Annotated in this window: 8 protein-coding genes; 3 read left to right on the top strand and 5 right to left on the bottom strand. The window is 36.4% G+C overall.

The annotated features are described in order from the left end of the window. Nucleotides 1-311 precede the first annotated feature (311 nt). The 3 genes from D1094_RS10720 (at nucleotide 312) to D1094_RS10710 (ending at nucleotide 5,476) form a co-directional block, all read left to right on the top strand. Nucleotides 312-1,706 (top strand): pre-peptidase C-terminal domain-containing protein, encoded by a 1,395-nt coding sequence (locus D1094_RS10720; protein WP_118960099.1) that lies wholly within the window; start codon nucleotides 312-314, stop codon nucleotides 1,704-1,706. Nucleotides 1,707-1,797: 91 nt separating this feature from the next. Then, nucleotides 1,798-2,526, top strand: a complete 729-nt coding sequence (locus D1094_RS10715; protein ID WP_118960098.1) for an ABC transporter substrate-binding protein — start codon at nucleotides 1,798-1,800, stop codon at nucleotides 2,524-2,526. A 79-nt stretch (nucleotides 2,527-2,605) separates the two neighbouring features. After that, nucleotides 2,606-5,476, top strand: coding sequence for a ligand-binding sensor domain-containing diguanylate cyclase (locus D1094_RS10710; RefSeq protein ID WP_118960097.1), 2,871 nt, complete (start codon nucleotides 2,606-2,608; stop codon nucleotides 5,474-5,476). On the opposite strand, the gene D1094_RS10705 is transcribed toward D1094_RS10710, so the two are convergent. The 5 genes from D1094_RS10705 to yfcC all read right to left on the bottom strand — a co-directional run bounded on the left by D1094_RS10705 (nucleotide 5,477) and on the right by yfcC (nucleotide 13,430). Next, nucleotides 5,477-6,379 carry a LysR family transcriptional regulator gene (locus D1094_RS10705; RefSeq protein ID WP_118960096.1) on the bottom strand — a complete coding sequence of 301 codons (903 nt, stop codon included), beginning with the start codon at nucleotides 6,377-6,379 and terminating at the stop codon, nucleotides 5,477-5,479. 104 nt (nucleotides 6,380-6,483) lie between these two features. Beyond that, a complete protein-coding gene (locus tag D1094_RS10700; RefSeq protein ID WP_118960095.1) occupies nucleotides 6,484-8,073 on the bottom strand; it encodes a sulfotransferase in 1,590 nt (529 codons plus the stop codon). Between the two features lie 53 nt (nucleotides 8,074-8,126). Then, nucleotides 8,127-10,565 carry a TonB-dependent receptor gene (locus D1094_RS10695; RefSeq protein ID WP_118960094.1) on the bottom strand — a complete coding sequence of 813 codons (2,439 nt, stop codon included), beginning with the start codon at nucleotides 10,563-10,565 and terminating at the stop codon, nucleotides 8,127-8,129. 183 nt (nucleotides 10,566-10,748) lie between these two features. Further along, nucleotides 10,749-11,915, bottom strand: a complete 1,167-nt coding sequence (iadA, locus tag D1094_RS10690) for a beta-aspartyl-peptidase (protein ID WP_118960093.1) — start codon at nucleotides 11,913-11,915, stop codon at nucleotides 10,749-10,751. A 9-nt stretch (nucleotides 11,916-11,924) separates the two neighbouring features. Next, nucleotides 11,925-13,430, bottom strand: coding sequence for a putative basic amino acid antiporter YfcC (gene yfcC, locus D1094_RS10685; RefSeq protein ID WP_118960092.1), 1,506 nt, complete (start codon nucleotides 13,428-13,430; stop codon nucleotides 11,925-11,927). Between the last annotated feature and the right edge of the window lie 68 nt (nucleotides 13,431-13,498).

Genomic DNA, 13,498 nt, shown 5'->3' with positions numbered 1-13,498 from the left:
AAAGAATAAAACAAAAAACATCTCTGTAAATATCTTAAAAAGTGAGCCAAACCAAGATCTGTTGAATAAATAAACAATCTGTGTCAGTGTGTTATTGCAGTATGTTCTGCAACAAAAACACTTCAATAATCATTTAGGAGACGTATATGAACTATTTCTATGTAATACGCCCAAGTGATCTCAAAGAATGCTCAGTTAATTTCCACTTAAGCGAGTGGTTCGACGAATAACCTCACCTGAATTATCAATAAATCCATACCCACCTAACCGAGGGTAGGCATAACAATAATTATAAATTCAGGAAAAATTCAATGAATATCAATAAAACTATTCTTTCAGTATCACTGACAGCCTCACTTTTTATTTCTACTAATAGCCATGCATGCTTAACAAGTGAAATAGAATCAAATAATAGCGAAAATTCAGCAAATTCTGGTATTTGCAGTAATACAACCGTTGAGGGTAATTTAAGTAGAAATGATATCGATTGGTTTGAGTTTCAAGTTTCTCAAGCAGGCAGTATCAATATTTCCTTAGATCATCATCGTAGAGATGATTTTGACTGGCACTTGTATCAAGAAAGTGGCTCAGCTGTAGCACAAGGCGATACAAATAATCGCCCTGAAACAGGTAGCTTTCAAGCAACCTCGGCAGGTACTTATTATGTAAAGTTAACTCGTTATAAAGGCTCAGGCTGGTATGATCTCAATGTAACCTTTCCTGAAGGCGATATTACACCACCGCCAACTAATGACTGTAGCTATGGATCAAGACCAAGCAAACCAGGAACACTCAAAGCTTATATCGTTGGAAATAGCAACGACAACTGCTCTTCATTAACGCAAGATAATGGTGCTGTACTGCTTATGGGTGGAGGCTCTGATGTAGATTCAGCTTTTAGTAATCGAGTAGCGCCTCATATTGGTACAAATAGTGATATTGTTGTATTACGTACATCAGGTACCGATGCATACAATGGCTACCTTCAGGGGTTAACAAGTGCTAATTCTGTTGAAACGTTAATTATTGATACCAGAACGAAAGCAAATGATCCTTATGTAGATTGGGCGATTCGAAGTGCTGAGTTTGTTTGGATATCAGGGGGAGATCAATCAGACTATCTTAATCAATGGCATGGCACTTCAGTACAAACTGCAATACAACATGTATTTGATAAAGGTGGCGTTGTTGGCGGTACTTCAGCAGGCATGGCTTTAATGGCTAACAGTATTTATGATCCTGATGGTGTTCAAGGTGCTGTTTCTTCTGAAGTAGTCACTAATTTTTGCCATAATACTTTACAGTTTAGCAACCGGTTTATTTCCATTCCAATGTTAAATAATTCACTGACAGACACTCACTTTCAAGAGCGAGACCGTATGGGCAGAGCCACTGTATCGTTAGGTCATCATAGTAGTAACTTTTTCTCTATTGCCGCAAGCGAAGGTACATCAATGTTCTTAACAAGTAACGGAAACGGTGTCGTTGATGGATATGGAGAAGTTTATGTTTTACGAGAAACGACACAAACGCAGAGGCAAACCCTTAGTTGTAATCAAGCAGTCAGTTATTTAGATGTGTTAAGAACGAAGCTTGTCTCTGGTGAAAGTTATAATGTTTTCACTCATAGTCATAATGGCGATGCCATGAATATTTCTATTAATGGTAATAATAATAACTTTTACACCCCAAGTAACCCTTATTAAATTAAAGCATTAATAAGTCATTTATATTGGAGCCTCAAAGGCTCCATTTTCTGCTGTAGAAAACTAAGCAAACCTCAGTTACACTAACAGTATGAACTTTAAGTTAATCTTTATTTTATCCATAATCGCTTTTACTCCTTTTAGTTTTGCAAAAACTGATTATATCACCGCTTGTATTGATGATTATCCTCCCTACCAATTTGTAGGTCCTACCCCTCATGGCATCCATATCACTGGGCTAGAAAAGCTTGCGACAACGCTAAATAAGACCTTACGGTTTGTTGCATCACCCAATTTTGCTCGTTGTGTCAGGCTATTAAAAAATGGTCAAGTTGATGTCATTGCGGGGTTAAATAAAAGTAAGGAACGAGAAGCTTTTGCGTTTTATGCCCCTTATACAATAGAAGAAGAACTCGTTGTCATTGCAAAAAAAGAGATAGACATTATTAACTACCAAAGTATTCAAGATAAGATAATTGGCGTTCCCAGAGGCACCACTTATTTTAGAAAATTTAATGAAGATAGTTCTTTAAATAAAATCGAGGTACAAAGTGTACGCATTGGTATTGAGATGATATTAAAAGATCGCATAGATATTATTATCACTTCAATAAATGTTTCAAACTTACTTATTAACGATTTAAAAAAAGCACAATTAAAAACCACGGTTATTGAGCGTAGTGATAATAAAGATAATGTATCTTACTTTGGCTTTAGTAAGCGTAATAAGCTTAATTTATCTCAACAAGAAATCATCGCACTCACAACAACTGCGTTTAATCAAGGAATATTCAAAAAACAAACAAAGCACAATGAATAAACTATCAAAGCAAAAACAGCTATTGATAAACAATTAACAAAACAATTAACGAAACAAGTAATAGAGGTTATATAAAATTATGCGCCGAGTATTAATACTAATTTTACTAACGTTAATACCTCAACTGGTTGAAGGGCAAGTTTATTCATTAGAAAATGAGCAACTTCACTTTAGGCGCTTTAGCGTAAAAGACGGTTTACCCTCTGTGTATATCAACACCATATTTCAAAGAAGCAATGGCATCATGTGGATAGGCACCAAAGGTGGTTTGACTCGATTTGATGGTCAAAACATGTCTAATTATTTCTATATTCCTAATAAAGCTAATAGTCTTAACAGTAACGATATAACTAGCTTATTTGAAGACGAGAAAAATCAACTGTGGGTTGGTACTAGCAATGGCGTTAATCTCTTTAATGATGACGCGAATGAATTTATTAACATTATGCTAGAAGATATAACCCCTGCACCGATAATTTTTTACATCACCCAAGATGATAAAAAGAATATTTGGCTTGGTACCAGTCATGGTGTCTTTGTACTAAATCAACAAAAAAAAATAATTTGGCGAGGGCTAAAAGACCATTCGGTTAAATTTATTGTGCAGTCAGATACCAATAAGGTTTGGATTGCCAGTAAGCAGGGAGTCAAATTAATGAATCCAGAAGGATTCACTTTTACCTCACTGCCTTTGGAGAATAACGCTTCAATTAATTACTCTGACCTTAAAGTCTATGATGGTTTGCTTGAAGAGTCTTCACTGTGGCTAGCCACTTCGCAAGACGGTCTATTAAAAATTGACACAAACACACATAAGGTTATCGAACATTACTCTGGTAAAGATAATGCAATTAGTAATAAAAGTATTTGGTCTTTAGCTAAAAGAGATAGCGGATTGTGGTTAGGTTACTTTTATGATGGGATTAGCCATTTTACCCCTGAAACAAAGCACAATATTCAAAGTGGCTACCATCCACAAATAAATTACACCCTACCTTATAACAATGTAAGTAAATTATTTTTTGATAATTCTGGCTTACTGTGGGTTGCAACAACCAATGGATTATCCGTTACCGATCCCAAAAATAGAGTTATTAAACATATTGGTGAATATCAAAACATTACTAATAAGCATGTTTGGTCTGTCGCAAGAGATGATAATGATATTTGGTTTGCTACAGAAGATGGCTTAAACAAAGTTAATATCATTGAAAATACATTAACTACCTACCCTAGCTCTGAAAACGCTAAAGGGTTACCTAGAACGGTTATCTGGTCAATATATCCTCAAAAAAATACGATTTGGCTAGGTACAAATAAAGGGTTAATAAAATTTTTACCTAAAGAAAATAAGGCGATAATTTTTGATAACCCCTACCTTACTGAGCAAAGAATTAGAAATAGAAGTATTTATAGCATGCAAGTAACAAACAACACCTTGTTGCTTGGTTATTACAATGGCTCTTTCGCTAAGTTTGATATTGAACAAGAACAATTTGTTGAAACCTTACTTAATGTCTCATCAGGCTATATAACAAATATTATTGAATACAGTCCAAGTGAATATATCGTAGCCAGTCAATATGGCATGATGAGCGTTGTTAAAGATAAGGTTAAAAAAATACTACCGAATGAACGTATTGCTAATTATCATATAACCGCAATGAGACTATTAGATAATCAGCTTTGGGTCGCAACATTAAGTAACGGGCTTTATGTACTAGCTAATAAAGATTCACAATGGCACATCATAAAGCATCTTTCGTCTGAGAACTCATTACCAGAGAATACCGTTAAATCACTTTCTATCGACTTAGATAATAATGTTTGGGTTACCGGAAGAAAATCTGTCTTTAACGTTTCACCAAACGATTTTAAAGTGACATTATTTACCAGTCTATTCCATTGGCTAGACATGGAGTTTAATGATAACGCTTCTAACCCGAATCAAGATAACACGATTTTGTTGGGTGGTAATGAAGGTTTAGTTTATTTTACGACGACATCAATTAGTGAACAAAAAACATTCCCTGCGCTTAAACTCTCTTCTGTACAAGTCGCCGATAGAAAATACCCTCAATTAAATAGTTATAATGACATTACAATTACCCCAGATGATAGCTTTTACTCTTTTAGCTTAAGCGCATTAGAGTTTTTATCGCCAGAATCTATCAAATATGAATACCAATTATTACCAGGCCAAGCCGTTTGGCAGTCTTTAGAACAAAGCACCATCATGTTAAGTAACCTACCTTACGATCAATATACCTTAAGAGTAAGAGCCACCAATTCAGATAATGTTTTAAATAATGACCTACTTGAAATCAACTTGGATATACCGCCACCATTTTGGTTAACAACTATCGCTAAGTTATTTTATAGCCTTATATTACTCACGATAATATTTCGTTTTATTTTTTCTCACCAAAAGCGATTAAACAAGATGACGATTAAAGCCACCCATGATGCTTTAACAGGCTTACCTAATCGAGATTATTTAATCAATGAATTAAATGTAAAACTAAAAAAAGCATCAAGTGAGCAATACCAAGTAGCAGTACTCTTTTTTGATTTAAATGGTTTTAAATTAATAAATGATACCTACGGGCATGACGTAGGTGACAAATTACTTATACATGTTGCAAAAACAATCAATCAATCAATTAGAGACAAAGACTTTTTTGCTCGCCAGTCAGGTGATGAGTTTATTCTTTTACTTGATAACATTAACACTGAAAATGATATTTCTTTAGCAATACAAAGAATACAATCAGGCTTTAAACAAGCATTTATACACGACGAAAAGTCGATCAGTTATGGTAGTAGTATCGGCGTTAGCATTTATAAACCAAACACGGATATTTCAGGAGAAGAATTAATTAAACAAGCTGATCAGGCTATGTACCAATGTAAAAAAGATAAACTAGCTTTTTGTTATTATCATGCTTAATTAATGCTGTTGTGGTGTTATTTTACTTGCTAAATAGTCCCAAAGCTTTTGCTGTAATACAGAAAGTTTATTCGCTTTATAAATCCTTACTTCTAACTCTGGTTGCCATTCTTTATCACCACAAATAACCAAAGATTTATCTTTAAGGGCTTCTTGAATACTATATTCAGGTATCCAAGCGATACCAACACCTTTAATTGCCATCATTTTTAAGTTATCAGCCATGGATGACTCTAACCTTTTTACTACATTAACTTTCATCAAATTATTAGCAATTAAATTATTTACCACTCTTCCTAAGTAAATATTAGCTTGATAGGCTAAATACGGTATTGAGTGACTACTCTGAGTTAAGTTGTGCAGTGGTTCGCCTTCTTTATTAGGAATACAAACAGGTAGCAGCCTAACTTTTCCAATAAAAAGCGAATCTTTTTTCTTTACCTCTAATTCAGGGTCACTAAAAGAGAGAAGAAAGTCACAAGTGTTGTTCGCTAACATGTCAATGCAATCATCAGAGTCAGCAATTTTTAATTCCGTAGAAACATTCGGTTCAAAACCCGATAAATGTTGAGCAATAAGGGGGAATATCCCGGTAGATAAAGTATGAGTAGTGGCAAATTTTATGGGTAAGGAACAATGATTATTTTCATTTAATCGCGAAATGCCCTCTTCAAGCTCAGTTAACATTTTTGAAGCAATTGCTTTAAATGCCAAACCTTTTTCTGTTAACGCAACGGGGTGTGTGCCTCGATTAAATAGCTCACAGTTTATATTACTCTCTAACGCTTTAATTCGACGACTAAAAGCTGGTTGAGTAACAAACCTTAATTTTGATGCTCTTGAAAAATTTAACGTTTCAGATAATACGATAAAATCTTTCAACCACTTTGTTTCTATATTCATTTATTAAATTGAGCCTTTGACTTATGCCTGTAAACCAATGAAATATAAGCCTTTAAACCTCGCCTATGTCATTCTATAAGGTTACTTCTTTATGCAGAATGGTATTATTTATTAAGGTTATAATTCTCAGTAAGTAAAGAGTTCTTTATTTCTTCAAGGTGATTTTTATAATGCTTCCAGTTGCCAATATTACTACTTACTATAGGCTGTCTTACTTGAATAGCACTAGCAGTGTCAACAGGGCGATGATTGTTCTCAATTAATGCATAATCATCTTGCCAAGATAAATCACAAAAATTAAATACCTCCTCTCCAACAACACGAGGTGATTCAACGAGTCGCTCATAGCTTATTTTGATGAAGTTATTAGGGTATTTATTTTGATATATTGATATTAGCTTTTTGAACTGCATATAAAAACGGCATAAGTCATTGATATCTAAGCTGTGGTGATACAAAGAATAGTTTGACGCAAATAGTTGCCTAAAATTACTCATAATGGTATCTAAAGGTTCTCTTTCTAAACAAATAATTTTAGCATTCGGTAATGCAGTCAAAATTAGTTGCGTGTAAAGCACATTTAATGGCAATTTATCGACAAACTTCGATGGGCAATTAGCAACTGACTTTGCCTTTTGAATGTATGTTTTGCCTAATAGTTCATAATTTATGCGCTCTGCTGCACGTAAAACATCATCATTTAGTAAGTGTGGGCTATTTTCTTCACTCAATTGTTTGGTTAACAAAGGAAAATCATGGAGTTCGCCTGCTGAGTGAACTTCTTCATGACGGGTTAACATTCGCTCAACGACAGTAGTGCCGGTTCTAGGCATACCCACAATAAATATTGGCGAGTCATCAACAACCCCCTTTTTCTGTTCTAGTCGACCCGAGTCAATATACTGATAAAGCTGATTAAACATTTTTTTATCTCGAGAACGAGTAGAGCCTACTTGCTTACTTTTGGCCTTTTTAGCATACAGTAAACTATAAAACGCCTGATCATAATCATTTATCTCTTCATATTCTTTTGCCAGAGCATGCCCAATATATAACTGTTCATCAGCGTTTAATGGCTGACGCTTTAGTGTTAATAAACGGTCAATATGATTACTTTGCGAAGTTATCTGACCTAACCCAGATAAAGCAAAATGCGCAGCTACTTGCATCGGATTAATAGCAATCGCTTTTTCATAGGCTATTCTAGCTTGCTGTAAATCTCCTAAAAATTTACTCGACACACCAAAATTATAAAAATAATCTGCATTACTGCTATCAATTTTTATCGCCTGTTGAAAAAAGACTATTGCGCGTTCATGAAGCCCTATGCGACTAAGAACAACCCCTATGGTATCAGCGGTTAATGCCTTGCTAATATTTTTTACATCAACCTTCTCAATACAACTTTTCGCTTGTGTGAGCTTGCCCATTAAGGCATAACATTTAGCTAAATGCGCTCTGTACTCTATAAGATCATTAAAACTTAATGCTTTTTCAATTAGTTTACTTGCTTTAACAAGTTGTCCAACATTGATATTTACCATCGCGAGCAAAAAATAACCGTCAGCATGATCAGGCACAAGTTTAACTAACTGCACTAGGTACGCATGGGCTTGCTTTATATTCTGATGATTTAATGCTTCTACTGCTTTTGCATGTAACTGCTTAGGGGTCATATCGTTTAAAACACTCAAAATAAAACTCCCCCTATTAAAGGGGGAAGTTGAAACAGAACGGGAGTTAATCCCTAAAAAACGTAATTAAATTTTACACCTACGGTTAAAGGTTTAGTCACATAATGGCCATACACACGCTGTAATTCTGGAAGCGCTCGGTTTTCTTGTTCAAACTTCGCCATTCCAGCCCATGATTTATCACGGCGTACTGATGTTTTTGCATGTTTGTTAAACATATTGTCAATATACAATGTTGCAGACCAGTCTCCACCTTCAAGTTTCGCCGATATATTATTCAAAGCGTAACCTGAAAGTATTTCACCATCAGCCTTTAAGCCCACTTTACTATACACATCACTTTGCGCTGTTAAACCGTAGTTAATAATAAGCATTTTATCATCGAAAACCTCTGCTTCATAACTAACACCTAAAGAAAACTGATGCTCTGGTGCACCCGGTAAACGATCGCCTTTGCTGCCATCGTAGTAATCCTGAAGCGCTGTCCCCTGCTCATCTTTCACGCCAAATAAATAAGGTGCATCTTCAGTGAGTTCAGCCTTTGCGTATGAGTATGTTGCGTAAGCTATGATAGAGTCTGTCAGCATTGCTCTTGTTGATATTTCGGTACCTTTGGAATTAGCGGCACCGGCATTAGACGTAATGTTCTCTTGCCCATTCACTGAAACAGCAGCTATTTGTGCATCTTCCCAATCAACATTAAATACAGCTGCATTAAAATGAATTCTATTACTTAACCAAGTGCTCTTAAAACCTAACTCATAGTTCGTTGTGGTATCTGGCTCATAACCAACTTCATTAGGTAGTGCACAAACAATTTGTTGCTCGGGTAATTCATCTGGGCAGTCTTTTAAACCATTTGCACCACCAATCCTAAAACCTTCACTGACCGTAAAATATGCCAACATATCTTCAGATAATTGATAACTTGCATTGAACTTAAATAAATTACCGTCATCTTCAGCTTTAGAGTGGTCAAATTCAATTTGATCTAACTCTTCAAAATCTCCTGAATATAATGGCGTAGCAGAGCCTGAACTTGAAGTGATTTCATATTCATAAAATCTTGCTCCAACGGTTAAACTCAACTTATCGTTTACTTGATAAGACAATTCACCAAACAGAGCAGATTCTGTTACCTCAGATGAACTAAGCGCAATATACTCAAGATCTTTCTCAACATTGGGAATACCGCCACCCCAATAGTCAGTTAAACCTGGCGTATATTCTCTATCATCTGATGAACTCTCTGTATTGTTGTAATAGCCGCCAACAATCCAACTTAAAGCTGAATCACTTTGTGACACTAAACGAATTTCCTGCGTAAAGCTATCTTCAACGCCAGTATCTCGGGTATAGGCAACAAATGAAGGAAAGTCTGCGTAGCCGCTCCAAATATCATAGAGAAGATCGGTTTGATCTCGTTGACCAACTTGGTCATAACTAGACCACCCCGATGCAGAAACTAACTCAGCAAAACCTAAATCGGCTTTAAGCTCTAAACTAAGTAAATCATCTTCTTTCTCATTTGGCTCTTCCACACGATAAGCAGAATCATATTCATTAATTCTGTTGGCAATACCATTAGCGTTATTGATGGTGTTATGCTGAACAATTGAGTTACCGCCATTTTCTTGTTTTTGATAGAAATAATTCAACGTACTATCAAACCAGTCTGTTGGTTGCCAACGAACAGATAGTCGAGCTGTAGTAATTTGCTCGTCGTTTACATCGGCAACACTCTTTAAGTTTTCATTAATGGCTGCTTCATTACTCCAGTCAGGATCAGGAAGCGACACTCCTGGCTCTCTCACCACATGCGTGTAATCAACATAACCTGGTGTATCAAAATAATTAACACTTGCCCTAACCGCCAATACATCTTCAATGATAGGAGTATTAAAAATAAGCCCCGCTTCTGCTCCAGTGCCTTCACTTTCACTTAACGTAAATATATCACCTGTAACTTCACCTTCAGTTATATCAAGCTCAGGTTGCTTTAACATATAGCGAATAGCACCACCTAGGGTACCTGCACCATATAACGTTCCCTGAGGACCGATTAAAACTTCGACTCTTTCAATATCGGTTAAACGCAGATCTGCGTTAAATGGCATTTCACCAAGATAAGTTGCAACAGTTCCACCATCAGCACTTCGTTCTGATGAATTGGTATTTAAACCACGAACAATAATAGAAGCCCCTTCACGCCCACCTTGATCTGAGATGGTTAAACCAGGCACCCATCTTGCCACATCTTCAGCAGCGGTAATGTTTTGATCTTTCATTACGTCGCTATCTAACGCAGTAATATTCATTGGTGCTTCTTGAATACTCGATACTCGTCGAGAAGCAGTAACATTAATTCTTTCGATACCCTCAATTTTCGCCTCAACTTCTTCAGCAAAGGCCACACTAGGCGACGAAATTACTGTTGAGATCGCAAGGCATAATGCCGTTTTTTTAAAGTATTCTTTTTTCGATGTTTTCATGTTTACTTCCTCAATATTGTATTGATGTTTTTTTGTTTTTATTTGTATTTATAGTTTTATCTGTCTTAAAGGTTTAACAAAATTTAGACAACCCTCCCCTTTAAGATTTGGTCGTGATTATTTTCATTTAATAATTCAACTTAGAGATGAATTAAAACGTATCTTTTTTAACTAAAAAATGAGTTAGCTATATGGTGCTTTAATTAACACGTTTTCATCTTTAACAACCTGTTGACCTTTCGCGAAAACTGCTTGCACTTTAAGTGTTTCAGCATCTAGCAAATTAATATCAGCATCCATACCTACTTTTACCTTCCCTTTGTTTTTTAAGGATAAAATAGCAGCAGGTGATTGAGTAATACTTGCTAATGCTAATTCTAGCGGTACTTGATGAATTAGCACTGCGTCAACCATGGATTGATGCAAGCTGCTGACTCTGCCAACTTCAAGTTCAATCAATTGCCCTTTATTATCGAAGGTAGGTAAGCTAGCGTTACCATCAGAGCTCATGGTTAATTGAGCGACATCGATACCTTTTTCTAACGCTAAAGCGAGTGCTTTAGCTGCTGGTATTTCGCCTTGCTCAATAATTTGCTCTGTTGTACTAGTAGTAAAATCTAACATTCCGCCTTGTTCAGCATAAAAAATGCCAGCTTCTAATAACGCTTTACTCCGATTGATATGAGTCGGATAAAATTGTTTAACAGGAATATCAGATTGCTCAACAACTTGTGTTAGTAAAGAGAGTTTTTCATCTTCATCACCCACATGGATACTAACGATGCCTGCTTTACCAGAAAGCATTCCTGCCACGCGTGCTTCAGAAGCAACTCGTGAAAGCTCGCTGACACTCATCTGTGAACTACGATGATCGGCAATAGCGACCTCTCCAACACCAATAAATCGCTCAATTAACATAATGTCACGCTTAATTGACTCAGTAATGGACCCCATTGGAAAATGATAAGAGCCTGTGTAGCAATAAACCGAAAGCCCTTGCTCTTCAAGCCCATATGCTTTAGCTAACAAGTTCTCTAGACTTCGGGTTTCTGCATCAGTCCCTAAAGCACCAATTACCGTGGTAACACCACCAATAAACGCTTCTTCAATATTCATTTCTGGCGTTCTAGTCGCATAGCCACCTTCGCCACCACCACCGGTAATATGCACTAAAGAATCCACAAAACCAGGCGTTAAAATCTGCCCTTTAGCATCAATTTCATCAACAAACTGGTTGGAAAACTCTGATAGATCACGTTCAATTGCTATAATTTTATTTCCTGCAATTAATACATCCATTTGACCAAGTGACTTTGGAGAAAACACTTGAGCATTTCTAATTAACTTCATAAATATCCTTTACGTTACATTGATAACTACAGCTAAAACCATGGAACCAATTGCAACACTTGCTAATAACAACATGAAACGCCATATAAATTTTGCCCAGACAAACCAATCAATATTCGTGACACCTAAACAGCCAATAAGTGCTGCTGAGGTCGGAATAATAATATTTGTTAGGCCGTCACCGAGCTGAAAAGCCAATACAGCAATTTGACGTTGCAAACCGATAATATCAGCCAAAGGCGCCATAATGGGCATTGTTAATGCTGCTTGCCCCGAACCTGACGCAATAAAAAAATTAAATATCGATTGAAAGAGGAACATACACACGGCAGATACCGTCTGAGGTAATTCGGCTAATAATTGACCTGCATAATACAAAACCGTATTTAACACCGAGGGTTCAGAGGCTTGATCTCCACCAAGAATAATCACGATCCCTTTTGCCATACCCACAATCATTGCTGCAGGTAATAAATCCTTCGCGCCCGATTTAAATGCATCAGCTACTTCATTCATAGTCAACCGCTTACTAATGACAGCAATGATGCCAATAGCACAACCCAGAGTAAAAAACTGGCTTGCGATTTCAGGAATATAATAACCTCGAGCAATAACTCCCCATATAACCCAAACAATCCCCAATAGAAAAGTACACAGCAGTAAAGTATCGACTCGACTATATTTTATTGAATGTTGTGAAGTGTTCTGAACATGCTCTTTCGATTGAAAACAAGGAGATAAGCTTGGGTTTTGTTTTATTTTCATTGCATATCGCATCGTAAAAACAACACCCAATAACGTAAAAACGCTCCATAACCCAACCCGAAACTCTAAAGCCGACATTAAAGGTAAACCGGCAATACCTTGTGCTATGGCAACACTAAAAGGGTTCATCCAAGAGGTTGCAAAACCAATTTGGGTTGCAACATAAGTGACTAGCACCGTGGTGATACCGTCATAACCAATAGCGCGCATTAAGGGCAAAAGGACAATACAAAAGGCAATAGCCTCTTCTCCCATACCAAAAATAGCGCCAGCAAATGAAAACAAAACAAACAAAATAGGAATGAAAGCTTGTTCCATTTTTTGAGTCTTTGTGATTAATGCCATAATGCCATTATCAATGGCGCGCGTTTGCATAATAATGCCAAAGGCGCCACCCGTTAAAATAATAAACATCATGACGCCAATCGCTGATCCCCACTTATCTCCAGAAACCATGCCTTCAAAAGCAAAATTCAAGAAACCAATGTTGCCCTGCTCTGCAAATAAGGGCACACCATCACTTTGCTCAGCAAACTGGAAACTATCAGCAATTAACGTTGTCTTATTTGTTAGAGGGTCAACTTCTACTTGGTAGAAGCCTGCAGGAATAAAGTGTGTCGCAATAGCAGCTAACATCACAATAAAAAATAAAATAACAAAGGCATCAGGCATCGACTTTTCAGACACTAAGTTTGTAGATGGCTGAGTCGTCTTGTCTAATGGCGAGTTATCGCTTTTTTCTATAGTCATTATAACGTTACTTCTTTATGTAAATAATGGTTAGAGAATATTCTCAGTATAGTGCTTAAGCGAAAGCT

Source organism: Colwellia sp. RSH04, from assembly GCF_003545765.1.
Classification (GTDB): Bacteria; Pseudomonadota; Gammaproteobacteria; order Enterobacterales; family Alteromonadaceae; genus Colwellia.
This window is presented reverse-complemented; position numbering and strand designations above follow the sequence as displayed.